This window comes from Lysinibacillus sp. A1 (genome assembly GCF_000801965.1).
In the GTDB taxonomy this organism is placed as follows: Bacteria; Bacillota; Bacilli; order Bacillales_A; family Planococcaceae; genus Lysinibacillus; species Lysinibacillus fusiformis.
In genome coordinates this window covers 1-26,795 of sequence record NZ_JSZM01000019.1, presented here as the reverse complement: position 1 = coordinate 26,795, position 26,795 = coordinate 1, and the positions used below count along the sequence as shown (strand labels likewise).

The window sequence follows — 26,795 nt, the reverse complement described above, 5'->3', positions numbered from 1 at the left end:
CTGGCGCGTCAAACTTTTTAGATATGCTATACTATTGGCATTGTTAAGAAGGAAAGAGGGCAATTTATGTCGCAACGTTTTGGTATGAAAAGCTACATGAAGGGAGCGGCCTTATTAACAATCGCTGCCCTTATCGTAAAAGTACTTAGTGCCTTTTACCGTGTACCTTTTCAAAATCTAGTTGGTGATGAAGGTTTTTATATTTATCAACAGGTATATCCAGTCATTTCAATTTTCGTTGTTTGGACATCTAGTGGCTTTGCTGTAGCCATTTCAAAAATGCTTGCAGATAATGATTGCATAGTTGATACAATAGAACGTAATGAAAAAAGAAGCATGATCATGCGTGTCGTTTTCCGTTATTTGACGGTGCTCTCATTATTGTTTTTTGCTGTCCTATTTGGAGGGGCTGAAAAAATAGCCCAGTTGATGGGTGATATTCAACTGGCACCTTTGATACGCACGGGCTCCCTTGTAGTATTGGTAATGCCAGCACTTGCTATTTTGAAGGGCGGTTTTCAATCTAGAGGGATTATGGAGCCTATTGCCTATGCTCAAGTCGTTGAACAGGCGATAAGGGTAACCGTTATTTTAACAGGAACCTTTGTCATTATGACTACCACAAAATCCCTATATGCTGCGGGGAAAATGGCCGTTATAGGTACAGTCATAGGAGAAATAACTGCATTATTATTACTTGCCTATATTTTTTCTAAACGCTTTGGGTTATTCCGTGTGCATCTACGTCTACACAAGGCTAAAAGCTTACCGATTATTAAAGAGGTTACATGGCTTAGCTTAAGTGTAAGTATGAGTGGCCTTTTGTTACTAGGCTATCAATTAGTTGATTCCTTTACGATCTATTCGTTATTAATCGATCACGGTATGGACTCTACAGTTGCTAAAGAAACCAAGGGGATTTATGATCGTGGACAGCCGCTCGTACAACTAGGCGTTGTTATCGCATCCTCGCTATCCCTTGCAATTGTTCCACTTGTTGCTCATCTATCGAAAAAACAAGAAGGGCGAAGTGCCATTCCATTTATCCAATTAACATATAAAGCGTCTATTTTGTTTGGTTGGGCTGCTTCACTCGGATTAATGCTTGTTATGCCCTTTTTAAATGAAATGCTTTTTAAAACCAATACATTATCCGAAGTATTAATTGTATATGTATTCCAAATCGTGCCTTTGTCGATTATTCTTACATTTACAGCCATTTTACAGGGCTATGGAAAATTAAAGAAGCCAGCATTATTCTTAATGATAGGGTTTGTATTAAAAATAATATTAAATGTTCGTTTGATAGGCTGGCTTGGTGTATTAGGAGCAGCTATTGCAAATGATATAGGATTACTATTAACAGCGTTCTTGCTTATTGTTTATTTAAAAACAATGACTGGTATTCAATTAGCACCCACCGAATTTTATAAAAAAGTGGGGCTCGCATCAATAAGTATGGCAGTGGTTGTATTGGTATGGCTACAGATGGTATCTGCTTTTTTAGGCCATTTATTGTCATCACGTTCAGTAGCGGTGATCGCAGGATTTACTGCAGTAGGCTTGGGAGCGTTTGTTATGCTTACAATGATTGCGAAGAAACGAGTGTTAGTAGAAAAAGAGTGGTATTTATTACCGTTCGGACGTAGAATGGCCGTTTACCAACTATGGCTAAATTCAAAGAAGTAGGTGGAAATGTGAATACTTTAACTATTATTGGTCTAGGTGCAGGGGATTTTAATCAGCTGCAAATGGGCGTTTATAAAAAATTGAAAGCTGCTAAAAAATTATTTGTTCGTACAGTCGATCATCCAGTACTAGAGGAATTAGCGGCAGAAGGTATAACGTTCGAAAGCTTTGACAAAGTTTATGAAAAACACGACGCATTTCAGCCAGTATATGCAGAAATTGCAGAATCACTTATAGCAGCTACAGCTATAGAGGATAGTATGTATGCGGTACCAGGTCATCCATTGGTTGCAGAACAAACAGTGCAATTGCTTATAAAAGCAGCGGCTGAGGGTACTTTCAATCTTGTCATAGAAGGTGGACAAAGTTTCTTGGATCCGATTTTTGGTGCATTGAAAATTGATCCGATTGAAGGTTTTCAATTGCTGGATGGCACTAGCTTTTCCATGCATGACATCAACATGCGTCAGCATATCTTAATTGCCCAAGTGTACGATACATTTAGTGCTTCAGAAGTGAAGCTAACATTGATGGAAAAATATGAGGACGAGTACCCAGTGACCGTAGTTACGGCTGCGGGATCTTCACAGGAAAAAATTGTTACTGTGCCACTCTATGAACTCGATCAAAGTGTGGAGGTTAATAATTTAACAACCGTCTATGTGCCACCTGTAAATTCACAGGAAGAGGCCTTAAGAGATTGGACAACATTCCGTACCATAATTGCAACATTAAGAGGTCCAAATGGCTGTCCATGGGATCAAAAGCAAACTCATGAGTCCTTGAAAAAGTATTTACTCGAAGAAGCTCATGAATATTTAGCTGCTGTAGATGCTGAAGATGATTTTGCAATGATTGAAGAACTTGGAGATGTGCTTTTACAAGTGTTCTTACATGCACAAATAGGAGAAGATCAAGGGTACTTTACGCTTGAAGATGTTTTAGCTTCTGTTAGTGAGAAAATGATTCGTCGCCATCCACATGTCTTTGGAGATGTTGCAGTGGAAGATGCTGATGGTGTTGTAGCCAATTGGGAGGCTATAAAGGCTGAAGAAAAGGGTATGACTGATAAACCACTATTAGAAGGGGAGTATAGGGCGTCCTCGGCGCTACAGACAGCCTTTAATTATCAAAATAGAGCTGCCAAAGTAGGCTTTGACTGGCCGGATGTAGAAGGTGCATGGGATAAGTTTGCGGAGGAGTGGCAGGAATTTCGCCATGAAGTGACGAATGGCTCTAGTATATCCAGACTTGATGAATTAGGAGACGTATTATTTACATTAGTGAACTTAGCACGTTTCTATAAATTATCTCCAGAAGAGGCAATCCTGCATGCGAACGAAAAGTTTGCTAGACGATTTGGCTATGTGGAAGCTCAAGTAAAGGCAAGTGGAAAATCATTTGCTGACTTTACTTTAGATCAATTAGATAGGTTCTGGAATGAAGCGAAGCAACTAGAAAGGGAGAAAGAACTATGAGATTAGATAAATTTTTAAAAGTTTCACGTTTAATCAAACGTCGTACTTTAGCTAAAGAGGTGGCAGATCAGGGGCGTATCACTATCAATGAGAAGGTAGCGAAAGCAAGCAGCTCAGTAAAAGCTGGAGATGAACTGGCCATCCGATTTGGTCAAAAAATAGTAACAGCACGTGTAGAAGAAATACGTGAGACAGTGAAAAAAGAAGATGCAGCCAAAATGTTTACCATTTTGAAAGAAGAGAGACTAGAAAAAATTGAGCCTGAATTTATAGATGATGAAGAATAAATTTCTTTTTTAACCTCCTAATGTTGTTCCTGCTTCCATTTATGGATGAAAGTAATAGACAACTTAAATAAAGTTGTCATGCTTTGATGGTTGTCCGCATAAAGTGAACAGAAGCTAGGACGACTAAAGGAGGAAAAAAATGACGCTACATCAAGAAAGTAATCGTTACACAATTCCATCTGGAGAGCATATTTTAACGATTCGTAATCGTAAAAGAATGGACATGACTTCTGTAAAATCAATTGAACGCTTTGATCAGGAAGAGTTTTTCATTAAGACGTCCCAAGGGCATTTGTTAATCCGTGGAGAGGAACTGCATATCGTTCATTTAGATGTTGACAAAGGATTATTGACACTTGAAGGAACTGTAAAAACATTACAGTACGACGAGGAGGAAAGTGGCTTCTCGAAGGGTTTCCTTCATAAGTTATTTGGATGATTGTTAGTGAACAATTCTTTCAATTAATTGTCATGGTTTTGAGCGGTATTGCAGTTGGTTTCATTATTGATAGTGTAAGGCTTATTGTTTTTTCAACTCCAAAAAGGTCAAGCCTTCGAAAGTGGATGATGATTTTTGAGCTACTAACATGGATTCTACTTGGAGGGCTGACATATTATTTATTATTTTGGCTAAAAGACGGCGCATGGCGGGCATACGACCCGCTTGCGCAAATAGCCGGAATTTTTTTGTATCAATCATTTTTTCAAACTATTTTACGTTTCATAGCTAGAGTTTTGGTGAATATTACATGGAGACCCTTTTGGTTCATTGTGCGCTTCATCGTCTCGGTTATTCGACATATTTTGCAGTTTTTTTTAGATATAGTAATGTTTGTTATAAGACCTTTTGTCAAAATTTATTCGTATTTGTCCTACACTTTTTTAAAAAAGTTACGATATTTGAAGTATAATAAAAAGCAACAATAATTTTCGGAGGTGCGGGCATGACTAGACGTCATTCATCAAATGATGAACAACAGAACTTTACAAAGCTTGATAATGACTATGTCCGTAACACGGATAAAGCTATAAATCGCAAGCAACAGGCACGGAAACGTAAATTACGCCGTATTGTCTTTTTTGCGATTGTACCAGTCATTATTATCGCCCTTCTCTTAAATGTGCTATCCAACCAACAGGAAACATTAGCAATCAAAGAGAAATCAAAGGAAGAAGCGAAACAGCATCTCTCTGAATTGAAAGAGGAACAGGATTCTTTAAATCTTAAAATCAAACAATTACAGGATGATGAATATATCGCAAAACTATTAAGAAAAGAGTATTACTTGTCTGAAAAAGGTGAGGTTATTTTTATAATTCCAGATAAGGAAGATAAAAAAGACGACTGAAAAGCTATGTATTGTTGACACTCTTTTTTAGTTATATATAATGAAAAGAGAAGCTTATTGCAGTAAAAAGTTTAATTAAAATGATTACATGGCTCAAAAGAGTCGCTTAATTTTTAAGGAGGAGCATTTTTTTTATGTCAATTGAAGTAGGCAGCAAGGTACAAGGTAAAGTAACAGGAATCACAAATTTTGGAGCATTCGTTGAGCTGCCAGATGGCAAAACAGGCTTAGTTCACATTAGTGAAGTTGCTGACAATTATGTAAAAGATATCAATGAGCATCTAAAAGTTGGAGATGAAGTTGAAGTAAAAGTGATGAATGTTGAAGCGGACGGAAAGATCGGTCTTTCAATCCGTAAAGCAAAGCCTCAAGCTGAGAGACCAGAGCGTCCAGAGCGTCCAGCGCGTCCACGTCGCGATAATCGCTCTAACGATCGTAACGACCGCCACCAGCCAAAAGAAAATTTTGAGCAAAAAATGGCACGCTTCTTAAAAGATAGTGATGAACGTCTAGCAACACTTAAACGTGCTACAGAGTCAAAACGCGGAGGTCGCGGAGCTAGAAGAGGGTAGTTTGCTGACTGTTTTAATCGTAGAAAAAGTGTATGATATAGAGCTGGGATTAGCTTTGATAAAAAGCTAATCCCTTTTTTGTGGACTGACCTATAAAGTTGAGGAAGGTCCCTTTTTCTTTTTGATAGGTGTGACTACTTTTTCATCAGTAGGAGCAATGGATGCTTTTTCTGCTGGTCGAATAACCATTTTAACAAGTAAAAAGACGCCATATACGCTTACAGCAAGCCCGGAAAGTAGCAACATTATTTGAACAACAAATGGTAAATTAATAAGTATTGAAACAAGAATAATCATTGAGCCACTTCCACAAATTAAAGCAGCTTTAGTTAATGCGCTCAAGGAAAATAAACCTCCTAAAAATACAATCTTATATGTAGTATGCCATATTTTATATGTAGTCACATAGTCGAACCTTATACATATCATATTGCAGAATAAAAAATAGGCGCCTCAGAATATCATTCTGAGACGCCTATTTGAGATGACCCCTACGGGATTCGAACCCGTGTTACCGCCGTGAAAGGGCGGTGTCTTAACCACTTGACCAAGGGGCCTACTATGGTGGCGGCCGAGGGGATCGAACCCCCGACCTTACGGGTATGAACCGTACGCTCTAGCCAGCTGAGCTAGGCCGCCAATTTTTTTATGGAGCGGAAGACGAGGTTCGAACTCGCGACCCCCACCTTGGCAAGGTGGTGTTCTACCACTGAACTACTTCCGCATGTCGTTTAAGCAACAAGTTAAATAATACAAGCCATTGGTCTTAGTGTCAAGAAGATTAATAAAAAAATATCAAAAAATATATTTTACAATAAAATTCTTTAAACAAGATGAGACAGAGTCAGCTATATAAAGATATTTTAGCGGATTTTTTGTTCTTAAGTAGAATTGTCTTGCCGTAATCATTGAAAAGAGTGGGGAATAGTTGATAGAACGCCTATTTAGAAAGATTCCCTGTTAATGGTGAGATGATACCTGATATATTGTCTGGAACAGATAACTTCATATAGGACCACAATGACCGACAATTACAAAAGAAATTATTGCCAATTCACGTATTTATGTATACGTATTCGTCGAAATGTTTATATTTTTTAATGCCAACGTCAGACAATCTTTCCATGCATAATTCTTTATAATAGCCAAAAGTGCGGGAAAGGGGATAAATAAATGACAAGTATCGAATGGTATAATACAGCGAATGTAGACGACCGAAAATTAGGGATAAAAAAGAAGCAAGTCTTCATAGGTACCCTATTTTTTTTAACATCCTTTTTTTTGGCTCAATCCGTTGTATTTGAAGCAGCAGTACCGTTCTCAGTTCCTTTTTGGGCAATTATTCGAACAAAGTATAGGGAGTACGCCAAATTCGTTTTATTTGGAAGTTTGGTCGGCTGTTTTTTCCTGGGCTTTGGACAAGTTGTTATTTTAGCATTACAAATCATCATGTATGAATGTATTATGCGTTTCCGTTACTGGAGACTTCCTCAAAGTATTGCCGTCTCTTTAGCTGTTTTATTGGTGCAAATTATGTGGCAAGGGGCGATGTATCAAGGCTTACCACCAGTGCTTGTACAATTTTATGTAGGCTGTGAAGCGGCACTAGCTCTAATTATGACCCTCTTTATGCAAGTGCTTTTCGTCAATTCATATGAGTGGTTTACGAGTCATTGGACTTACGAGAAGCTTGGGTCAGGATTAGTCGTGTTTGCTGCCATGCTTACGGGGATGCAAGCAGTTGTGTTTAGCTATTTTTCGCTCCCTATATTTTTATTGCAGCTTTTTATTTGTTTTGGTGCATTAGTTGGAAGTGTACCGTTAGCAACAGTAATCGGAGCGGTGTTAGGAACACTCATTGGTGTTGCTAAGCTTTCCTTTACCGGTATGCTATCTGTTGCCACCTTAACAGGACTTTGTGCAGGTATGGGGGCTAAAGGTGGTAGATTCGGGGTTGCAATCGGAAGTATCTTACCTAGTGTGTTTTTTTTATTTTATGATGCAACATTGCCATTAGATAGTGTGTATTTCACTTCCATTGCCATTGGAAGCGTTCTTTTCCTAACGATCCCTAGAAAATATTCAGATAAGGTGAGGGACAAGCTCTTCCCACAACGGGAGGAAATTTTACTCGCAAGACAAAATTGGTTAACTGAACACGTCACATACAAATTAGAACATTTTCAGCATTTCGTGCAATTTATGAAGGAGCTGGTATTTGATCGTTTTATGACCGCGCCAGTTGAAGAAGCGAAGGAAGTATCCCCGATGAATACATGTTTAAGCTGTTTCCGTCATGATCATTGCTGGGGAGCTCAAAATAATGGGATGGACAAGCTGATGACAGATTGGTTTCATATGAAGGGAGTAGGTAAAGAATCAGCTATTCATCGTGTAGAAGAACAAATCCGCTATAAATGCGTGAAATCGACAAAGATTTTTGAAGAGTTGGATACGGAATTATACAGGGAACGTATTAACGGGCAGTACTTTCATGGTAAAAAAATGATTGCACTACAGCTCCGTGATATGAGTAATCATTTAAACCAATTAATTGCTGAGATGAAGGAGGATACGATTTCTTTTGTAAGTGTTGAAAAGGATATCATTGAGCGTTTAAAGGATGCTCATATTGAATGCTTTCAGCTAGATGTCCTTAACAATAAGCCAGGGGCTAGAAAGATAGTTTGTGCTTTGGCGCCAGCCCGTGTTGATTGGGAGAAAGATACAACATTAGCTGAACGGATGATTTTGCCGATTCTTTATGAAATTTTTAATGAGCCATTTGAAATTGAAAAAGTAGTGGCTTGTGAAATGCCGTTTCGTCATATACAAATATGCTTTAGATCAGCTATTAGCTTTGAAGTAGAGTATGATATATATAGCATGTCTAAAGATGCAACTTTGTATTCTGGGGATTCACATGCACTTTTCCAATTGCATCCAGGTCTTTTTGCCATTTTATTATCGGATGGTATGGGGCAAAGTAAAGAAGCACAACATGAAAGTAGAAAATTAATACATTTAATGCGAGAGTGCCTCAATTACAATATGAATCCTGAAACGGCAATGCATACATTGCATTATGTCATGTCATTAAAACAACAGGATGATATGTATGCAACCTTGGATTTTGCACTAGTGGATTTACAGCATGGTGATTTGTGGTCATGGAAGGCTGGGGGAATGTCGACCTATATTTTGCGTGGGAAGGAAGTCATAAAGGTTGAGAGTAATGCAGCACCTGTAGGTTTTCTATCGATTTCTGCGGTTGAGGCTGAAAAAAGAAAGCTGAAAGCAGGGGATGTCATTTTAATGCATTCAGATGGACTGTTTTCTAGTGTTGCCGATTGGGATGAGCAAGAGGAGACATTTTTAGCTTATGCACAGCAGGTAGCCAGTACAAATAATACTATTCAAGAAAAGCTAACAACGATTATGCAGTCATTCCAAGATTACTTTGAAATAGAAGATGATTGTACTGTACTCATGTTAGAGGTGACACATGTTGTTCCGACATGGGCTGTATTTAGACCAGCTCAATATTCTGTGAGCTAATCATTTTTTGTATGATCGAAAAGGGGAGGAGAAGCGTTTGTCATTTGAATTAAAGGTTAAGACATTTATTGAAAAAGAGCAATTATTACAGCAAGACGACCATCTTCTCATCGCCGTTTCGGGTGGAGTAGATTCTATGGCTTTACTCCATTATTTTGTTGAAACACAAAAGCACTGGAACATTCGGGTGGAAGCAGTACATGTCGACCATATGCTTAGGGGAGAGGCTTCTGCTGAGGATAGGGCATTTGTAGAAAAATATTGTGATGAAAATGACGTTTATTTACATGCCACAGCGATCTCCATACCAACAATACTGGCACAGGAGAATGGAAATACTCAGCTGATATGTCGTAGAGAAAGGTATCGATATTTTAAAGAGATTTTGTACAAAACGAATGCGAATAAGCTTGTAACTGCACATCATGCGGATGACCAACTGGAGTCAGTATTAATGGCCCTGACAAAAAATGCGACGATGAATAGCATGCAAGGCATACGCCCTCAGCGACTTTTTGAAGGAAAAACATTAATTCGTCCGTTTTTAACGGTTACAAAGACTGAAATAGGGGAATATTTACTTAGAAAAGGTTTAAATTATCGAGAGGATGTCAGTAACTTCAAAGATACTTATGTCCGAAATCGCTTCAGACATCATGTCGTGCCTTTACTGGAGGCTGAAAATCCGAGAGTGACCGAACAGGTGACCCATTTTACATCGCAATTGCAAGAAGACAATACCTTTTTAATGACATTAGCCGAAGGTGTATTTTCCAAAACCATTAAAAGAAGTAATGAAAATACATATAGCATGGAAATTGAGGCTTTTCAATTGGTACCACTTGCTTTACAAAGGAGGCTCATTTTAATACTATTAAACTATCTTTACAAAGATTCAAATACGATACAAAGTTATGCTTTATTGACTTCAATTTTAAAGCTTTGTGATACGACAGCAGGGTATGCTGAAATTCACTTGCCTGAAGATTTCCTTGCAGTTCGCCGTTACGGAAAATTAATGATTCAGAAGAATAGTTCAACAGAGGACTACCCTTCTTCTGAAAAAATAATTATTTCGGCTGCTAATGGGTGGACAACATTGACGAATGGTAAACGCTTATGCGTAGTCAAGTTGCACGATTTATCGTCCGAATTGATGACGGATACTGCACAACTTTTTTATTTTAACGCTAGCAAACTCCACCTTCCGCTCTCTATTCGAGCACGCAAGGATGGAGACAGAATGCTGTTAAAAGGAATGGATCAGCCAAAACGCTTATCTCGCCTTTTTATAGATGAAAAGATTCCTTTAAATGAGCGGAATAGCTGGCCGTTACTGATTTCTCAGTCTGATGAGGTGGTAGCGGTAATTGGTGTGCGTATGGGAATGTTTTTTTCAACCACTCCGCAACCAAACGATGATACAGTGCTCATCGTAGACTAAGGTCTTTGTAAAATATTTCACCGTAATTGGTTGAAGATTTGTTGATACATCACGAGGAGGAATCGATATGTTACAAAATGACATCGAAAAAGTAATGATTACAGAAGAACAATTGCAAGAAAGAATTGCAGATCTAGGTGCACAATTAACTGAGGAATACAAAGATGCATTCCCGTTAGCTGTTGGTGTACTTAAAGGAGCAATGCCATTTATGACAGATCTCATGAAACGCTTCGATTCTTTCATTGAGCTAGATTTTATGGATGTTTCTAGCTATGGCAATGCTACCGTGTCATCTGGAGAAGTAAAGATTTTAAAGGATTTAAATACGAGCGTTGAAGGACGTGACGTATTAATTATCGAGGACATCATCGATAGTGGTTTGACGTTAAGCTATTTAGTAGATTTATTTAAATATCGTAAAGCCAAATCCATTAAAATTGTTACATTACTTGATAAACCATCAGGTCGAAAAGTGAACCTATCGGCTGACTATGTTGGTTTTAAAGTTCCAGACGGCTTTGTAGTTGGATATGGTTTAGATTACGCTGAAAAATATCGTAACCTACCTTATATTGGTATCTTGAAACCTGAAGTTTATTCATTTTAAGATACAAAACGACCAGCTTTAAAAGTTATGGCCTCCAGCGCAGTCAAGTGTTTTTCATTATGGCTAACATAATTCGAAATCTTGACACAATGTTCAGCTATTTCGAGCCCGTGGAACAGGTACAATTACGCTGGGATGTATTAAGATGGCCTAAAAACTGTTTTGATAATAGCAAAAAATGAACGAAACATTTTTTTTAAGTAGGGCTTTTCGTTGTATGATGAAATCATGATATGTTAAGATTTTACTTATAATTTTTCTGTTTGTAATGAGGAGGCTGGAGATGAATCGAATATTTCGATATACCATATTCTATCTACTGATTTTCCTAGTGATTATCGGTATTTTTGGTACTTTCAACGGTGGCAATTCACCAACGAAAGAGTTAACTTATCATGAGTTCCAACAAGCTCTAGATAAGAAAGAAATAACAAGTGCTACAATTCAACCTGATAAATCAGTTTATGTCGTAGAAGGTACATTAAAAGGTTATGAAAAGGGTCAAAGCTTTACAGTGAACATCCCTCGCGATAACCAATCATTAATGGATCGCATCGATGAGGCTGCTAAGGAAAAAAATAGTAATATTAAATATTTAGCAGCGCCAGAAACGAGTGGATGGATTCAATTCTTTACAGGGATCATTCCTTTCATTATCATCATTTTCTTGTTCTTCTTCCTAATGAGCCAATCTCAAGGTGGCGGTAATAAAGTGATGAGCTTTGGTAAGAGTAAAGCTAAACTTTATGATGACCAAAAGAAAAAGGTTCGTTTTACAGATGTAGCAGGTGCTGATGAAGAGAAAGCGGAGCTTGTAGAAGTTGTAGACTTCTTAAAAGACCATCGTAAATTCACAGAGATTGGTGCACGTATTCCAAAAGGTATCTTACTTGTAGGTCCTCCAGGTACAGGTAAAACATTACTTGCACGTGCTGTGGCAGGCGAAGCAGGCGTTCCTTTCTTCTCAATTTCAGGTTCTGACTTCGTAGAAATGTTTGTCGGTGTCGGTGCATCACGTGTCCGGGATCTATTCGAAAATGCGAAGAAAAACGCACCATGTATTATCTTTATAGATGAGATTGATGCAGTTGGTCGTCAACGTGGCGCTGGTCTAGGCGGGGGTCATGACGAGCGTGAACAAACACTGAACCAGTTGCTAGTAGAAATGGATGGTTTCGGGGCAAACGAGGGTATTATTATCATCGCTGCAACAAACAGACCAGATATTTTAGATAAAGCGTTATTACGTCCAGGTCGTTTTGACCGTCAAATTACAGTAGGACATCCTGATGTAAAAGGACGTGAGGCGATTCTTAAGGTACATGCACGTAACAAGCCTTTAGCAGATACAGTTGATTTAGCAGCAGTTGCACAACGTACGCCAGGCTTCTCAGGTGCTGATTTAGAAAACTTACTAAACGAAGCTGCTCTTGTAGCCGCTCGTAAAAGTAAACGTACCATCAATATGGCAGATATCGATGAAGCTTCTGACCGTGTAATCGCTGGTCCAGCTAAAGCGAGCCGAGTATATTCAGCCAAAGAGAAAAAACTTGTATCCTTCCACGAAGCTGGTCACGTAGTTGTTGGTCTAGAGCTTGATGAAGCGGATACAGTCCACAAAGTAACAATTGTTCCACGCGGTCAAGCGGGTGGATATGCTATTATGTTACCGAAGGAAGAACGTTTCTTTACAACAAGACAAGAGCTTTTAGACCGTATTGCTGGACTGCTTGGTGGTCGCGTAGCTGAAGAAATCGTTCTTGGTGAAGTCTCTACGGGGGCACATAACGACTTCCAAAAGGTTACAAGTATCGCACGAGCTATGGTTACTGAATATGGAATGAGTGAAAATCTTGGTGCAATGCAATTCGGTTCAAGTCAGGGTGGAAATGTATTCCTTGGCCGCGACTTTAATTCGGACCAAAATTACTCTGATTCTATAGCTTATGAAATTGATAAAGAAATGCAAAAAATTATTGATACGCAATATGAGCGTACGAAACGTATCCTAACAGAGAATCGTGAGTTACTTGATTTAATTGCTAATACGTTAATGGAGAAAGAAACATTAAATGCGCAAGAAATCGAGCATTTACGTGATCATGGTGTTTTACCAGCACCAGAGGCTGTCGAAAAAATTGAGGGGAATGACACTCCGAAAGTGGAAACGAAGCCAACGTTAGATACGATTGGTGAGCCAGTTGTTGAAAAAGAGCTATTAAGTAAAGAGTCAAACCCAACAACTTTAGACCTTGCAAAAGAAGGCAAGGAATCAAATGAACCACCTAAGGGTATCGACGAAAAACGTGAATAAATGAGAAAGACTGTTTACTGCAAAATGAGTAAACAGTCTTTTTCTTTGCCTTTTATTATAAAAAAGCATTAGGATATTAGTGGAAGACAGCTACATATGACTTCGCACAAATGGTGGAGACAAGATGTATTTGTAAAGACAAATGGATAGGAGTGTTTTCGCATGGGAACTGTAACGTTAAATAATGGACTTAAAATGCCTTTGGTTGGTTACGGTGTATTTCGTGTTCCAGAAGGAGAAGATCTAGCTGAAGCTGTAAAAACGGCTATTGCGAAAGGTTATCGAAGCATCGATACGGCACAAGTATATCGTAATGAAGAAAGTGTTGGACGAGGGATACGAGCAGCCATAGAAGAAGGTTTGGTTACGCGTGAAGAACTATTTATAACATCTAAAGTTTGGAACGATGGACTTTCCTATGAAGAAACACTTGCCGCTTATGATAGCAGTTTAGAGAAAATAGGATTAGACTATTTGGATCTATATTTAGTACATTGGCCAGGCATTGACACAAATTATGTAGAGGTCTATAAGGCACTGGAAAAGATTTATCAAGATGGACGTGTGCGTTCAATTGGTGTTAGTAACTTCCATGTACATCATTTAGAAAAACTTTTGAAAGAAACTAAGGTTATTCCTGTTATTAATCAAATCGAATTCCATCCACATTTAACGCAAGAGGAAGTACGTGCTTATTGTACAGACAAGGACATCCAAGTAGAGGCTTGGTCTCCTTTAATGAATGGCGCCTTATTGGAGGAAGCATTGATTCAAGAGTTAGCATCTAAGTATGATAAAACACCTGCTCAAATCGTATTACGCTACGATGTACAGCACAACGTTGTAACTATCCCAAAAACGATGACAGCCACTCGTATGGTGGAGAATCTGGATGTTTTTGACTTTACATTAACAGATGGCGAAATGGCTCAACTGGATGCTTTAAATGACGGTCTACGCTGTGGTCCAGATCCGGAAAAATTTAATTTCAAATAATTTTTTTAGGAGCGTCCTAGCTTAGGATGCTCTTTTTTTAAGAAGGTTGGAATACTATTTCCTAGCATAAAAAGTATGGTATCATTTTCTAAAGTGTTTTAACTTCAAGATAGATGGATAATGTAAGTTGTAACAGTAGGTTGGCGAAAGTTACAATGATGGTATGGGGGGTGTCAACCATGATTTTAGTTTTAGATGCAGGGAATTCTAATATTGTGTTAGGTGTTTATGATGACAACGAACAATTAGCCTTCCATTGGCGTATGGTGACAGACCTTTATAAAACAGAAGATGAATATGCTATGCAAGTTCTTTCGTTTTTTAATCATGCAGGCATTTCATTTGAACAAATTACGGGCATTATAATATCCTCAGTTGTGCCACCAATTATGTATTCATTGGAGGCAATGTGTCAGAAGTATTTTCGAAAAAAACCTCTAGTAGTGGGTCCTGGTGTTAAAACGGGTTTGAATATTAAATACGAAAATCCTCGAGAGGTTGGTTCTGACCGTATTGTTAACGCTATAGCAGCTTTAGACTTATATAAAGCACCTTGTATTATAGTTGATTTTGGTACAGCAACAACTTATTGTTATTTAAATGAAAAAGGCGACTATATGGGTGGTGCGATTGCGCCGGGTATAACCATTTCGACAGAGGCACTTTATACTCAAGCTGCTAGACTGCCGCGTATTGAAATATTAAGACCTACACATATTGTAGGAAAAACAACCGTTTCCGCCATGCAGGCCGGAATTTTTTATGGCTTCGTAGGACAAGTTGAGGGCATTGTTAATCGGATGAAGGCACAAAGTAAAGAGGAGCCATTAGTAATTGCTACAGGTGGATTAGCAAATCTAATTGCAGGAGAAACGCAAATTATTGATGTTGTGGATCCGTTTTTAACGTTAAAGGGTTTATATAAACTGTATAAACGTAACCAATAAGAAATGAGGGACATTTCATTTATGAATGATTATTTAGTTAGAGGTTTAGGATTTAATGGACAGGTACGTGTATTTGCAGCCCGTACAACAGCAACAGTTGGAGAAGCGCAACGTCGTCACGATACATGGCCAGTTGTATCAGCTGCTCTAGGGCGCTCTATGACAGCGGCTGTAATGATGGGTGCTATGTTAAAAGGTGAAGAGAAGATTACAATCAAGATTGAGGGTAATGGTCCGATTGGTCCAATGGTAATCGATAGTAATGCACGTGGAGAAGTACGTGGATTTGTCACGAATCCTCATGTTCATTTCGATTTAAACGAGCAAGGAAAGCTAGATGTGCGAGCAGGCGTTGGGACTGAAGGAGCTCTAACAATCGTTAAGGATCTTGGTTTGCGAGATATGTTTTCAGGCCAAACACCAATTGTTTCAGGTGAAATTGCTGAAGATTTTACTTATTATTTCGCTACATCTGAGCAAGTACCTTCATCAGTTGGTTTAGGTGTATTAGTTAATCCGGACAACACAATTCTTGCTGCAGGAGGATTTATTCTGCAATTAATGCCAGGCTGTGAAGAGGAAACAATCAATGAAATCGAACAGCATCTTGCTACAATAGAGCCAGTTTCGAAAATGATTGAAAAAGGCTTTACACCTGAGCAAATTTTAGAAGCTGTATTAGGAAATGGTCATCTACAAATTTTAGATTCCATGCCAGTTGAATTTAAATGTCAATGTTCAAAAGAGCGGTTTGGTGCAGCAATTTTAGGTCTAGGAATAGCTGAAATTAAAGAAATGATTGAAGAGGATGACAGTGCAGATGCACAATGTCATTTCTGCTTAGAGACCTATCATTTTTCAAAAGAAGAGTTAGAAGGGTTTATTGATGAGCTCAAATCGTAATAGACGACCTTCTGCCACTACGACACCAAACCAAACCCCTTTATTACAGCGCCGTTTAAAAACAAAACCAGCGCTGGCTGTCATTGCGGTATTGTTATTAGGTAATATTTTATGGTTCATTGCATGGGCTATCCCAAATAAAAGTCAGGAAATTGGTAGCGACGAACAAGTCGCTGCCATTGACGGGGATGTTATCACGCGCCAAGAGTGGATGATTGCTATGGAAGAGCGATATGGCAAAGAAACACTACAAAATTTAGTCAATGAATCTGTAATGGAAAAGGCAGCAAAGACATATAAAATTAAAGTTACTGATCAAGAAATTGATCTCGAATTAGCCTTAATGCGTTCTGCTCAAGATAAATTTGATACAGCGATGCAAAATCTCTCAGCGGAGCAATTACGCCAAAAAATTCGTTCACAACTTATTTTAGATAAGGTACTCACAAAAGATGTAGTGATAAGTGAAGAGAGTATTGAAAAGTACTATGAGGAAAATCAAGGACTATATAATACAAAAACAAGCTATCGTACCAATTTTATTGAGGTTGACGCCAAGAAAGCTGCTGATGAGGCGCTGGGTGAACTAAAAAATGGCTCTGATTTTTCAGTGCTAGCCCGCGAGATTTCCTTAGACAGTGCTTCAGCGAGTTTAGGGGGAGATGTTGGTTTCCTGACGGAAAATCAGGAAAACGTGGATCCTGCCATTATTAATGCTGTGAAATCTACAAAGGCAAATGAGGTAAGTAAAGCCTTTAAGTTAGATAATGGTCATTATGGCATTGTTCAGGTGCAAGAGGTTTTAGAGGGACAATCCTTTACATATGACGATGTGAAAGAACATATCGAGCGTGAATTAGCTTTAGAGCAGTTGCCACAATCTGTTACACCTGAAGCGTTTTGGTCTGAATTTAATGCTACATGGTATTATGGAGAATCTAAAAAAGAAAAATAATAAATGAAAGAATCTGCAAGTTCTTTGCGGGTAGCATAAGTCTAAAAAACTTGCAGACAGTGGATGTCATCAGAATGGACTTACCCGACAAATGGTGCAGATTCTTTTTGTCTTTATGAGATGTTTGATGGACTAGTAAATGCTCCATCCATCGACAGTAGATAAATATTCTGAAAATACAAGTTTTATTTATTGACAATCGAATGGAAAAATTGATAAAATACAAAATAAGTAAAACCTATAAAAATAGTAGGGATTGGGAGTGGATTATTAAATGAGTAGATTAGCGAACTCGATAGCTGAATTAGTTGGTAAAACACCAATCGTTAAATTAAATCATGCAACAAGTGAAAATGAAGGTACTGTTTATGTAAAATTAGAATATTTTAATCCAGGAAGCTCAGTGAAAGACCGTTTAGCATTAGCCATGATTGAAGCGGCAGAAAAAGATGGAACGTTACAACCAGGTGGTACGATTATCGAGCCGACATCTGGTAATACAGGTATTGGTCTTGCGATGATTGCTGCTGCTAAAGGCTATAAAGCAATCTTAGTGATGCCAGAAACAATGAGCTTAGAGCGACGAAACTTACTTCGTGCATATGGTGCAGAGCTTGTATTGACTCCTGGACCAGCGGGTATGAAAGGTGCTATTGCTAAAGCAGAAGAATTATCTGCAGAACATGGCTATTTCCTACCACAACAATTCACGAACCCAGCGAATGCTGTTATTCACCGCCTAACTACAGGCCCTGAAATTGTAGAAGCATTCGATGGCTTAACACTAGATGCATTTGTAGCTGGAGTTGGTACTGGTGGTACTATTACAGGTGCAGGTGCCGTATTAAAAGAAAAGTATCCCAATGTTGAAATTATCGCTGTAGAGCCAAAAGATTCACCTGTTCTTTCTGGTGGTCAACCTGGCCCTCATAAAATTCAAGGGATTGGAGCAGGGTTTGTGCCGACGGTTTTAGATACAGAAATTTATTCGTCTGTATTCCCTGTTGAAAACGAGGTAGCTTTTGAAGTAGCTCGTAAAGTTGCGCGTGAAGAAGGTATTTTATGTGGTATTTCATCAGGCGCTGCGATCTATGCTGCAATTGAAGCTGCAAAACGTTTAGGTAAGGGTTCAAATGTCCTTGCTATTGTGCCTTCGAATGGTGAACGTTATCTATCAACACCTCTCTATCAATTTGAAGACTAATTTAAGTTAATAGAAAAAAGACTCCTTCCTGATAAGGAGTCTTTTTTAGTGCGCTTAGAATTTTATAGAGCCTTATAAAAATATTCGCATCTATGTAATATTCACGTTAAGATGGAATCACATCAAATGATTTAAAAGGGGAAAGCTAACTTGAAGACAATTTTGACGAAAACAGTAGAGATGGATGCAGATTCATTTTTTTATAGTTATAAAAAGCAAACTGAGACACAAGATTCGCATGTCTTTTTAGAAAGTGGACGAGGTGGTCATTTTACAATAGCTGCTTGGGATCCATTAGCAACCGCACAATCAGTAGAGGACGGACTTTTAGTAAATTGGAGAAATGGCAGAAGCGAAGTTTTACCAGGAGAATCTCTTGCATTATTGGAAGAACTCGTGGCGGAATACCAGGTTCCATTTAATAAGGAACTTCCAGTTTTTCAGGGGGGCGCTATTGGATTTGTAACATATGATTATGCGCGCAATATTGAAGTGCTTCCTAATACAGCTAATGACGATCTACAAATACCAAATATTTATTTTTATTTGTTTGATAGCTGGGCAGTACATGATGTGAAACACAATACGGTCACTTTAATGAAGCTAGAAGATTGTGTTGTTGACTTAGAAGAGTGGGCTACTAATTGGCAAACTTCAGCCCTTGATGGACTAGCTACGCGTAAATTTGAAAAGACCAATGCTATAGAAGTAGTCAATGACGAGAGTGAATTGCTTGTGTCATTCGCAGGGACTGACTTTGAGGCGGCGGTGCAGAAAATTCAAAAATATATCGCACAAGGTGATGTGTTTCAAGTCAATTTATCAGTTCGTCAATCTAAAAACTTAAATGCGACAGCGATGGATGTATATGAGGCATTAAGAGCCTTTAATCCGTCACCGTACATGGCTTATATGGAAGCCCCGGATTTTGCGGTTGTTTCTGGATCACCTGAGCTTTTAGTTAAACGCCAGGGTCAAGAATTATCAACAAGACCCATTGCGGGAACGCGTCCAAGAGGGAAATCTGAAGAGGAAGATTTAGCATTAGCTCAGGAATTAATTGACAATGATAAAGAACGCGCAGAGCATGTGATGTTAGTGGATTTAGAGCGTAATGATTTAGGGCGAGTATCAACTTATGGGACAGTAGAAGTAGATGAGTTCATGGTCATTGAACGCTATTCGCATGTTATGCACATTGTATCCAATGTTCGGGGAGAAATAGCGGAAGGCAAAACAAACGCTGATGTTATCCGTGCAATGTTCCCAGGCGGCACTATTACTGGTGCACCAAAAATACGAACAATGGAGATTATCGAAGAATTAGAGCCTGTAAGACGTGGCTTATACACAGGTTCTATTGGCTGGCTCGGCTACACTGGGGACATGGAGTTTAATATTGTGATTCGTACAGCATTTATAAAAGATGGGGTCGCGCATATTCAGGCAGGAGCAGGTATTGTCATTGATTCTGTTCCAGAAAGAGAATATCAGGAATCTTTAAATAAGGCGAAGGCCATGTGGCAGGCAAAGGCAATGGCGGAGGAGCGAGCAAAATGATTTTAATGATCGATAACTATGATTCATTTATTTATAATATCGTACAATATTTGGGCGAATTTGGTCATGAAGTAATAGTAAAACGAAATGATGTATTAACAATAGAGGACATAGAACAACTTGCACCTGATATGATAGTTATTTCACCGGGGCCGTGTAGTCCCAATGAGGCGGGTGAAAGTCTGAATATTATTCGATATTTCGCGGGAAATATTCCAATCTTAGGTGTTTGTCTTGGACATCAGGCTATTGCGCAAGTGTTCGGTGGTCAGGTAATACAGGCTGAGCGCCTTATGCATGGGAAGACATCTCCTGTATTACATGCTGAAGTTGGCTTACATAAAGCTATGCCAAGCCCGTTTCAAGCTACTCGCTATCATTCTCTTATTGTAGAAAAAGAGACGCTACCGACTTGTCTAGAAGTAACCGCTTGGACAGAAGAGGGAGAAATTATGGGGCTTCGTCACAAGGATTATCCAATAGAGGGTGTGCAATATCACCCAGAATCTATTATGACTGAGCAAGGTAAACAACTCCTTCGTCAATTTATAGATATGTACGTAGAAGGAGTTAAATAGATGCAGTGCTGGATGAATGGAAGCTATATGGCAGCCGAAGATTTGCGGATTTCCCCTTTTGACCATGGTTTTTTATATGGTTTGGGCTTCTTTGAAACGTTCCGAACATATGAGGGGCAGATATTTGAATGGGATGCACATATGAAAAGATTACAGCAGGCTTTATCACAATATCGCATTCATTTAACCTATCCTGAAAGTGTATTATTTGAAGTTGTGCAACAATTAAATCAGCAAGCTGGTGGTCAGGATGGCTATTTCCGTCTTAATGTTTCAGCAGGTGAACATAGTATTGGTTTGCAGCCAACAGAATACACGCAACCCAATATCATTATCTTTCGTAAAGAATTACTGGATACACCTCGTGGAACTGAAAAGACAGCTCAGTGGCTTACTACCCCACGTAATTCACCTGAACAAGGGGTGCGCGTCAAATCACATCATTATGGCAACAATGTGCTTGGTCGTTTCGAGCTGCCGTCATTGGCACAGCAAGAAGGTTTCTTTTTAACGGAAGCGGGCTATGTTGCAGAAGGTGTGACCTCAAATGTTTTTTGGGTAAAAAATGATATACTATATACGCCTTCCTTGGAAACAGGCATACTACCTGGTATTGTTCGAGCTTGGGTTATAAAGAAAGCTGATGCTCTTGGTCTTGAAGTAAGAGAAGGCTTTTATACGAAGGAAGATTTACGACAAAGTACGGAATGCTTTATTACCAATTCTGTGCAGGAGCTTGTACCGATAATTCATATAGAGAACCAGCAATTATTGGGTAATAAAGGACCTGTATATACGCGTTTACATGATGCATTTGCTCAAGAAGTGGAGCAACGATAGAGGGAGCGTTTGTATGCTAGATAAATATATGAAGCCATTAACGATTAATGGTATTACATTAGACTTTACAAAAGAAACGTTTGTAATGGGTATTTTAAATGTTACACCAGACTCCTTTTCTGATGGAGGGAAGTTCAACAGTGTTGAAGCTGCGGTAGCTCAAGCGAAAAAAATGGTGGCCGATGGTGCTAAAATTATCGATGTAGGCGGAGAGTCTACACGTCCTGGTTATGAGCGTATTTCAGATGAAGATGAAATTACACGTATTGTACCTGTTATACAAGCATTATTGAAAGAAGTAGATGCGATTATTTCAGTTGATACGTATAAAGCAAACGTAGCGCAAGCTGCCATTGAGGCGGGGGCGCATATGATAAATGATATTTGGGGAGCAAAAGCTGAACCGGAAATTGCAAAGGTTGCAGCTGATTTAGATGTTCCAATAATTTTAATGCACAATCGTGAAAATATGGATTATGGTGTTGATTTTTGGTCAACGGCGAAAGCGGATTTAGATGAAAGTATTGCTATCGCACATCAAGCGGGGGTTCCTGATCGTCATATTATCCTAGATCCTGGTATCGGCTTTGCTAAAAACACTGAGCAGAATATAGCCATGATGCAACATCTAAAGGATTTAGTGGGAATGGGCTATCCTGTGCTTTTAGCAACATCTCGTAAATCCATGATCGGCAATGTTTTGAAGCTGCCAGTTGATGAACGTCTTGAAGGTACGGGAGCAACGGTAGTTTATGGAATTGAAAAGGGCTGTCATATGATACGCGTTCATGATGTAAAGGAAATGGCACGTGCAGCGCATATGGCTGATGTGCTAGTAGGCAAACGACTGTATAAGGAGGAGGCATAATGGATTATATTCATTTAAAAGATATGCAGTTTTATGGTTACCATGGTGTATTAGCGGCAGAAACAACTCTTGGTCAACGTTTTCGAGCAAATGTTTCACTGGCTGTAGATATGACAAAGGCTGGAGAAACGGATGACCTCGCTTATACGGTAAATTATGCAGAGGTCTATGCTTTATGTCGTGATATTGTAGAAGGAGAACCTTTTAAGCTTATTGAGTCACTTGTTGTGAAAATAGCAAACATGATTTTAACAACATACCCTGAAAAAATAAAGGGCGTTCGTGTAGAGTTGATTAAGCCAGACCCACCAATACATGGCTATTACAAAGAAGTGTCTGTTGAAGTAACGAGAGGTGATTTTTAATGAAGGATGTCTATTTATCAATAGGTACAAATATAGGTGAGAGATATGAAAATCTTCAACAAGCTGTTGCTCTTTTAAGAGAAAAGGAGAACATTGAGGTTGTACGTGTTTCATCTGTTTATGAAACAGCAGCAGTAGGCTATACAGATCAGGCAGACTTTTTGAATATTGCTGTTCATCTCAAAACTGATGCATCATCTACTGAAATGCTGAAGATTTGCCAATCGATTGAACAAGAGTTAGGGCGTGTGCGAGAATTTCGTTGGGGTCCACGAATCATCGACCTTGACATATTACTTTACAATCAAGAAAATATTGAAACAGAGAATCTACTTGTTCCTCATCCAAGAATGTATGAGCGAGCTTTCGTCTTAGTGCCACTCGTAGAGATTACCCCAGCACCTTTCGGAGATCAGCTACAACAAGCACATCATTTATTGCAACAGATGGACCGTGAGAGTGAAGGTATAAACTTGTGGCAGCCGACTAACGAACCGCTTATAGTGAGTTAGGTAGGCGCTTTATATAATTTTAAATTAAGGATAAATAGGTACATGCCTATATAGGAGGAAGACAACGTTGAGTCAAACAACAGAGAAGCCCTTTCAAATTGGCGATATTGTCATGGACAACCGTGTTGTATTAGCTCCAATGGCAGGGATTTGTAATTCTGCTTTCCGATTAACCGTTAAGGAGTTCGGAGCAGGGCTTGTATATGCTGAAATGATTAGTGATAAGGGTATTGTTCAAAAAAACGAAAAAACATTAGGTATGCTTTATATCGATGAACGTGAAAATCCTCTGTCACTACAAATTTTTGGTGGAGATAAAGAAACATTAGTAGAGGCAGCTAAGTATGTAGATCAAAATACAAACGCTGATATTATAGATATTAATATGGGGTGCCCTGTTAATAAAATCATTAAATGTGAAGCGGGAGCTCGTTTGCTTTTAGATCCTAATAAAGTGTATGAAATGGTAGCAGCTGTGGTGGATGCAGTGAAAAAGCCTATTAGCGTAAAAATGCGAATTGGTTGGGATGATGAGCATATCTTCGCTATTGAAAATGCCCGGGCTGTTGAACGTGCCGGTGCATCAGCGGTAGCGGTTCATGGTCGTACACGTGTACAAATGTACGAAGGGAAGGCGAATTGGGATATCATTCGTCAGGTAAAGGAAAACGTGAAAATCCCTGTTCTTGGTAATGGTGATGTAGAAACGCCACAGGACGCTAAACGTATGCTAGAAACTACAGGTGTAGATGCAGTGATGATTGGTCGTGCCGCTTTGGGTAACCCATGGATGATTTATCGTACAGTTCAATATCTAGAAACTGGTGAATTAAAGGAAGAACCGAGTGTACGTGAAAAAATGGACGTCTGTCTACTTCATTTTGAACGTCTGCTCCAATTAAAAGGAGAAGGTATAGCAGTTCGTGAAATGCGTAAGCATGCTTCTTGGTATTTGAAGGGAATTAGAGGTAATGGTAAAGCACGTAACGCTATTAACCAAACTGAAACGGCAGCAGAGCTTCGCGCGTTATTAAATGGCCTTGTTCAAGAGTATGAAGAATCCGAGTCCAATCTCATGATCCCTGAAGCAAAAGAATTAATTATTTAAGATAAAGATACCGTGAGCGTCTCAAGTTTTGCCAGAGACGCTTTTTTTTGCGCGCTTTAATTTTTAGAATTATTAATTATCTTATCTTGTATTGAAAATAAACTGAAACAGATGATTACAGCATTAAAATTGTGTACAATAGAAATATTATGGACGTAAACGCTATTTATTTAAGGAGTGAAACAAGTGTCAAACATAGAAGAATTAAATGACCAGCTTTTGGTGAGACGCCAAAAAATGACAACTATATTAGAGAACGGACAAGATCCATTTGGTAGCCGTTTCGAACGTACGCATTTGTCAACAGAAGTAAAGGAACAATTTGCAGATCAAACAAAAGAGCAACTAGAAGAAAATCTGCAAGAGGTTATTATTGCGGGTCGTATAATGACGAAGCGCGGTAAAGGAAAAGCTGGCTTTGCACATATTCAAGATTTGGGTGGCCAAATTCAAATCTACGTTCGTCAAGACCATGTAGGTGAAGAAGCGTATGAATTATTTAAACAAGCTGATTTGGGAGATATCGTAGGTATCCGAGGAAATGTATTCCGTACACAGGTTGGCGAGCTTTCAGTAAAGGCAGAGGAATTCACATTCCTTACAAAGGCGCTACGTCCTATGCCAGAGAAGTTCCATGGTTTACAGGATGTTGAACAACGTTATCGTCAACGCTACTTAGATCTTATGACGAATGAAGAAAGCAAATTAACATTTATAGCACGTTCTAAAATTATCCGTGCTATCCGCAACTATCTTGATAACTCTGGATATTTAGAAGTAGAAACACCAATGCTTCATACAATTGCTGGTGGTGCGGCTGCTCGTCCATTTATTACTCATCATAATGCACTTGATATGGAATTATATATGCGAATCGCAATCGAACTGCATTTAAAACGCTTAATTGTGGGCGGTTTAGAAAAGGTTTATGAGATCGGGCGTGTATTCCGAAACGAAGGGATCTCTACACGACATAACCCTGAGTTTACAATGATTGAGCTCTATGAAGCATACGCTGACTATCAAGATATCATGTCTCTTACTGAAAACCTTATAGCTCACGTTGCTCAAGAAGTTCTTGGAACGACTACAGTTCAATATGGAGAAGATGAAATTAACCTAGCAGTGGGCTGGAAACGAGTTCACATGGTTGATGCCGTAAAAGAAGCAACTGGTGTAGACTTCTGGCAGCCGATGACAAAGGAGCAAGCTCAGGCTCTTGCAAAAGAACATGGAGTAGAAGTGAAAGATGTTCATGAAGTAGGCCATATTATCAATGAATTCTTTGAGCAAAAAATAGAAGAAACACTTGTACAACCTACATTTGTATATGGTCACCCAGTGGAAATCTCCCCTCTTGCAAAGAAAAATCCAGAGGACGAGCGTTTCACAGATCGCTTTGAGCTATTTATTGTTCGTCGTGAGCATGCAAATGCCTTCACAGAATTAAATGACCCAATCGATCAACGTCAGCGCTTTGAAGCACAGTTAGCAGAGAAAGCGGCTGGTAATGATGAGGCGCATGAAATGGACAATGATTTCATTGAAGCTTTAGAATATGGTATGCCTCCAACTGGTGGACTAGGTATCGGTATTGACCGATTAATCATGCTATTAACAAACTCACCTTCCATTCGTGATGTATTATTATTCCCGACAATGCGTCATATTACCAAATAGTCGTAGCATCTTTTCTAACAGTAAGATAAGAATAGAATGAAGAGGAGAATTTGCTGGATAAGGCAATTCTCCTCTTTTTTGTATTAAAAAAATTAAGTTGTTTAAACGTGGATTATATTTAGGTTATACTTTTATAGTTCTATGTTTTATAAACGACAGTAGATAAAAAAGAAGTATTTTTATTGGGGGCATATAATGAATTACAAAATTATTAACAAACAAGTATTTGAACAGGCTCAATTACGTTCTGTATCAGATGTTCCATTTACAGAAGAAGAACTTGAGCATGGAATGAAATTAGTAGTTGCCAAAAAAGACGAGAATCTTACTTTATATTTAGTAGAGATCGACGGACATAAGAAGTTTGATGTTCGCTGGGATGATTCTTCTGAAATTTTTAGTGGCTGGTATTCCGCATGGGATAATTTCCTGTGGTGCTTAAATATAGTTGATCCACAAGATGATGGCTTAAAGTAGTAGAGCGAAGCTTGAATAGCAAACGATGAGGTTTATAGTTGAGTAAGCAGGAGAAAATGAAGCAGATGCTTTTAACTCCTGCTTCTATGTTTTAGTTTTTAATTAGTTGAGTTTTAAAAGAAAGCAATGTATAGTAAAACAAATCATTTAAGTTAGAACAGAGAATGATATAAAATCTACATTCTCATAAGTGTATGAAATAGCTTACTAAAGCGCGTTTTTTCAATAATATCGTTTTCTATGAAAAAAACACTTGCGAAGTAATTGCGAACATGATAAATTATTACTTGTCGTTAAAACGACGTAAGAACAACAACATTATAAAGAATCAATAAACGAAAAAAGTTGTTGACACTAAAATGTAGTTGTGATATGATTTAAAAGTTGTCTCTCGTAAATGAAAAAACTTTTTTGAAAAAAGTTGTTGACGGTGATAACTGAATATGTTATAATTTAAGAGTTGCTATCAAAAACTTAGCGACAAAATGAACCTTGAAAACT

At 38.6% G+C, this 26,795-nt stretch carries 26 protein-coding genes and 3 tRNA genes; 25 read left to right on the top strand and 4 right to left on the bottom strand.

Annotated elements, in window-relative coordinates; translation table 11 throughout:
- Window positions 1–66: 66 nt before the first annotated feature.
- From PI85_RS16030 to PI85_RS16000, 7 genes are all read left to right on the top strand, one after another.
- Complete coding sequence (locus tag PI85_RS16030) at window positions 67–1,689, top strand: polysaccharide biosynthesis protein (protein WP_036122053.1); 1,623 nt, start codon at window positions 67–69, stop codon at window positions 1,687–1,689.
- 8 nt (window positions 1,690–1,697) lie between these two features.
- Window positions 1,698–3,167: a nucleoside triphosphate pyrophosphohydrolase gene (mazG, locus tag PI85_RS16025; protein ID WP_036127494.1), complete on the top strand. Its 1,470-nt coding sequence runs from the start codon at window positions 1,698–1,700 to the stop codon at window positions 3,165–3,167.
- Window positions 3,164–3,454 (top strand): RNA-binding S4 domain-containing protein, encoded by a 291-nt coding sequence (locus PI85_RS16020; RefSeq protein ID WP_008180273.1) that lies wholly within the window; start codon window positions 3,164–3,166, stop codon window positions 3,452–3,454. The genes mazG and PI85_RS16020 overlap by 4 nt, the downstream gene beginning before the upstream one ends.
- A 139-nt stretch (window positions 3,455–3,593) precedes the next feature.
- On the top strand, window positions 3,594–3,893 hold the full coding sequence (yabP, locus tag PI85_RS16015; protein ID WP_004229167.1) for a sporulation protein YabP: 300 nt from the start codon (window positions 3,594–3,596) through the stop codon (window positions 3,891–3,893).
- The gene (gene yabQ, locus PI85_RS16010) at window positions 3,890–4,381 is read left to right on the top strand and encodes a spore cortex biosynthesis protein YabQ (protein WP_036122056.1); all 492 of its coding nucleotides are present in this window, start codon (window positions 3,890–3,892) and stop codon (window positions 4,379–4,381) included. Before yabP ends, yabQ begins: the two co-directional genes overlap by 4 nt.
- Window positions 4,382–4,398: 17 nt before the next feature.
- Window positions 4,399–4,803, top strand: coding sequence for a septum formation initiator family protein (locus PI85_RS16005; protein ID WP_008180279.1), 405 nt, complete (start codon window positions 4,399–4,401; stop codon window positions 4,801–4,803).
- A 134-nt stretch (window positions 4,804–4,937) separates the two neighbouring features.
- Complete coding sequence (locus tag PI85_RS16000; RefSeq protein WP_008180281.1) at window positions 4,938–5,375, top strand: S1 domain-containing RNA-binding protein; 438 nt, start codon at window positions 4,938–4,940, stop codon at window positions 5,373–5,375.
- Window positions 5,376–5,465: 90 nt separating this feature from the next.
- Here the strand turns inward: PI85_RS16000 and PI85_RS15995 are convergent, their stop codons facing one another.
- The 4 genes from PI85_RS15995 to PI85_RS15980 form a co-directional block, all read right to left on the bottom strand.
- Window positions 5,466–5,717, bottom strand: a complete 252-nt coding sequence (locus tag PI85_RS15995) for a hypothetical protein (RefSeq protein ID WP_036122059.1) — start codon at window positions 5,715–5,717, stop codon at window positions 5,466–5,468.
- Between the two features lie 143 nt (window positions 5,718–5,860).
- Window positions 5,861–5,932: transfer RNA gene (locus tag PI85_RS15990), tRNA-Glu, on the bottom strand.
- Between the two features lie 5 nt (window positions 5,933–5,937).
- Window positions 5,938–6,014, bottom strand: a tRNA-Met gene (locus PI85_RS15985).
- A gap of 10 nt (window positions 6,015–6,024) precedes the next feature.
- Window positions 6,025–6,099, bottom strand: a tRNA-Gly gene (locus PI85_RS15980).
- A gap of 449 nt (window positions 6,100–6,548) precedes the next feature.
- Between PI85_RS15980 and PI85_RS15975 the strand changes: the two genes are divergently transcribed.
- From PI85_RS15975 to PI85_RS15890, 18 genes are all read left to right on the top strand, one after another.
- Window positions 6,549–8,933, top strand: a complete 2,385-nt coding sequence (locus PI85_RS15975; protein WP_036122061.1) for a SpoIIE family protein phosphatase — start codon at window positions 6,549–6,551, stop codon at window positions 8,931–8,933.
- 37 nt (window positions 8,934–8,970) lie between these two features.
- Window positions 8,971–10,377, top strand: coding sequence for a tRNA lysidine(34) synthetase TilS (tilS, locus tag PI85_RS15970; RefSeq protein ID WP_036122062.1), 1,407 nt, complete (start codon window positions 8,971–8,973; stop codon window positions 10,375–10,377).
- A gap of 67 nt (window positions 10,378–10,444) precedes the next feature.
- Complete coding sequence (gene hpt, locus PI85_RS15965; RefSeq protein WP_008180288.1) at window positions 10,445–10,987, top strand: hypoxanthine phosphoribosyltransferase; 543 nt, start codon at window positions 10,445–10,447, stop codon at window positions 10,985–10,987.
- Between the two features lie 283 nt (window positions 10,988–11,270).
- A complete protein-coding gene (ftsH, locus tag PI85_RS15960; RefSeq protein WP_036122064.1) occupies window positions 11,271–13,301 on the top strand; it encodes an ATP-dependent zinc metalloprotease FtsH in 2,031 nt (676 codons plus the stop codon).
- Window positions 13,302–13,463: 162 nt separating this feature from the next.
- The gene (locus PI85_RS15955) at window positions 13,464–14,297 is read left to right on the top strand and encodes an aldo/keto reductase (protein WP_036122065.1); all 834 of its coding nucleotides are present in this window, start codon (window positions 13,464–13,466) and stop codon (window positions 14,295–14,297) included.
- Between the two features lie 179 nt (window positions 14,298–14,476).
- Entirely contained in the window at window positions 14,477–15,244 is a 768-nt protein-coding gene (locus tag PI85_RS15950) for a type III pantothenate kinase (protein ID WP_036122067.1), read from the top strand.
- A gap of 21 nt (window positions 15,245–15,265) precedes the next feature.
- On the top strand, window positions 15,266–16,147 hold the full coding sequence (gene hslO / locus PI85_RS15945) for an Hsp33 family molecular chaperone HslO (protein ID WP_008180295.1): 882 nt from the start codon (window positions 15,266–15,268) through the stop codon (window positions 16,145–16,147).
- Window positions 16,131–17,102, top strand: a complete 972-nt coding sequence (locus PI85_RS15940) for a peptidyl-prolyl cis-trans isomerase (protein WP_036122069.1) — start codon at window positions 16,131–16,133, stop codon at window positions 17,100–17,102. Before hslO ends, PI85_RS15940 begins: the two co-directional genes overlap by 17 nt.
- Before the next feature lie 274 nt (window positions 17,103–17,376).
- Complete coding sequence (gene cysK / locus PI85_RS15935) at window positions 17,377–18,306, top strand: cysteine synthase A (protein ID WP_008180299.1); 930 nt, start codon at window positions 17,377–17,379, stop codon at window positions 18,304–18,306.
- 150 nt (window positions 18,307–18,456) lie between these two features.
- Complete coding sequence (locus PI85_RS15930) at window positions 18,457–19,866, top strand: anthranilate synthase component I family protein (RefSeq protein WP_036122071.1); 1,410 nt, start codon at window positions 18,457–18,459, stop codon at window positions 19,864–19,866.
- Entirely contained in the window at window positions 19,863–20,444 is a 582-nt protein-coding gene (pabA, locus tag PI85_RS15925; RefSeq protein ID WP_036122072.1) for an aminodeoxychorismate/anthranilate synthase component II, read from the top strand. Before PI85_RS15930 ends, pabA begins: the two co-directional genes overlap by 4 nt.
- Complete coding sequence (gene pabC / locus PI85_RS15920; RefSeq protein ID WP_036122074.1) at window positions 20,445–21,284, top strand: aminodeoxychorismate lyase; 840 nt, start codon at window positions 20,445–20,447, stop codon at window positions 21,282–21,284.
- Between the two features lie 13 nt (window positions 21,285–21,297).
- A complete protein-coding gene (gene folP, locus PI85_RS15915) occupies window positions 21,298–22,152 on the top strand; it encodes a dihydropteroate synthase (RefSeq protein WP_036122077.1) in 855 nt (284 codons plus the stop codon).
- Window positions 22,152–22,517: a dihydroneopterin aldolase gene (folB, locus tag PI85_RS15910; protein WP_036122082.1), complete on the top strand. Its 366-nt coding sequence runs from the start codon at window positions 22,152–22,154 to the stop codon at window positions 22,515–22,517. The genes folP and folB overlap by 1 nt, the downstream gene beginning before the upstream one ends.
- A complete protein-coding gene (gene folK / locus PI85_RS15905; RefSeq protein WP_036122085.1) occupies window positions 22,517–23,029 on the top strand; it encodes a 2-amino-4-hydroxy-6-hydroxymethyldihydropteridine diphosphokinase in 513 nt (170 codons plus the stop codon). Before folB ends, folK begins: the two co-directional genes overlap by 1 nt.
- Before the next feature lie 67 nt (window positions 23,030–23,096).
- Complete coding sequence (dusB, locus tag PI85_RS15900) at window positions 23,097–24,137, top strand: tRNA dihydrouridine synthase DusB (protein WP_036122088.1); 1,041 nt, start codon at window positions 23,097–23,099, stop codon at window positions 24,135–24,137.
- A gap of 177 nt (window positions 24,138–24,314) precedes the next feature.
- On the top strand, window positions 24,315–25,817 hold the full coding sequence (lysS, locus tag PI85_RS15895; protein WP_191967810.1) for a lysine--tRNA ligase: 1,503 nt from the start codon (window positions 24,315–24,317) through the stop codon (window positions 25,815–25,817).
- A 195-nt stretch (window positions 25,818–26,012) separates the two neighbouring features.
- Window positions 26,013–26,294: a hypothetical protein gene (locus PI85_RS15890; protein ID WP_008180315.1), complete on the top strand. Its 282-nt coding sequence runs from the start codon at window positions 26,013–26,015 to the stop codon at window positions 26,292–26,294.
- Window positions 26,295–26,795 lie beyond the last annotated feature (501 nt).

Excerpts from the sequence above, each read along its gene's own strand:
- PI85_RS16030 (WP_036122053.1), top strand. The coding sequence starts at position 67 with ATGTCGCAACGTTTTGGTATGAAAAGCTACATGAAGGGAGCGGCCTTA.
- PI85_RS16020 (WP_008180273.1), top strand. The coding sequence starts at position 3,164 with ATGAGATTAGATAAATTTTTAAAAGTTTCACGTTTAATCAAACGTCGT.
- yabP (WP_004229167.1), top strand. The coding sequence starts at position 3,594 with ATGACGCTACATCAAGAAAGTAATCGTTACACAATTCCATCTGGAGAG.
- yabQ (WP_036122056.1), top strand. The coding sequence starts at position 3,890 with ATGATTGTTAGTGAACAATTCTTTCAATTAATTGTCATGGTTTTGAGC.
- PI85_RS16005 (WP_008180279.1), top strand. The coding sequence starts at position 4,399 with ATGACTAGACGTCATTCATCAAATGATGAACAACAGAACTTTACAAAG.
- PI85_RS16000 (WP_008180281.1), top strand. The coding sequence starts at position 4,938 with ATGTCAATTGAAGTAGGCAGCAAGGTACAAGGTAAAGTAACAGGAATC.
- PI85_RS15975 (WP_036122061.1), top strand. The coding sequence starts at position 6,549 with ATGACAAGTATCGAATGGTATAATACAGCGAATGTAGACGACCGAAAA.
- hpt (WP_008180288.1), top strand. The coding sequence starts at position 10,445 with ATGTTACAAAATGACATCGAAAAAGTAATGATTACAGAAGAACAATTG.
- ftsH (WP_036122064.1), top strand. The coding sequence starts at position 11,271 with ATGAATCGAATATTTCGATATACCATATTCTATCTACTGATTTTCCTA.
- PI85_RS15955 (WP_036122065.1), top strand. The coding sequence starts at position 13,464 with ATGGGAACTGTAACGTTAAATAATGGACTTAAAATGCCTTTGGTTGGT.
- PI85_RS15950 (WP_036122067.1), top strand. The coding sequence starts at position 14,477 with ATGATTTTAGTTTTAGATGCAGGGAATTCTAATATTGTGTTAGGTGTT.
- hslO (WP_008180295.1), top strand. The coding sequence starts at position 15,266 with ATGAATGATTATTTAGTTAGAGGTTTAGGATTTAATGGACAGGTACGT.
- PI85_RS15940 (WP_036122069.1), top strand. The coding sequence starts at position 16,131 with ATGAGCTCAAATCGTAATAGACGACCTTCTGCCACTACGACACCAAAC.
- cysK (WP_008180299.1), top strand. The coding sequence starts at position 17,377 with ATGAGTAGATTAGCGAACTCGATAGCTGAATTAGTTGGTAAAACACCA.
- pabA (WP_036122072.1), top strand. The coding sequence starts at position 19,863 with ATGATTTTAATGATCGATAACTATGATTCATTTATTTATAATATCGTA.
- pabC (WP_036122074.1), top strand. The coding sequence starts at position 20,445 with ATGCAGTGCTGGATGAATGGAAGCTATATGGCAGCCGAAGATTTGCGG.
- folP (WP_036122077.1), top strand. The coding sequence starts at position 21,298 with ATGCTAGATAAATATATGAAGCCATTAACGATTAATGGTATTACATTA.
- folB (WP_036122082.1), top strand. The coding sequence starts at position 22,152 with ATGGATTATATTCATTTAAAAGATATGCAGTTTTATGGTTACCATGGT.
- folK (WP_036122085.1), top strand. The coding sequence starts at position 22,517 with ATGAAGGATGTCTATTTATCAATAGGTACAAATATAGGTGAGAGATAT.
- PI85_RS15890 (WP_008180315.1), top strand. The coding sequence starts at position 26,013 with ATGAATTACAAAATTATTAACAAACAAGTATTTGAACAGGCTCAATTA.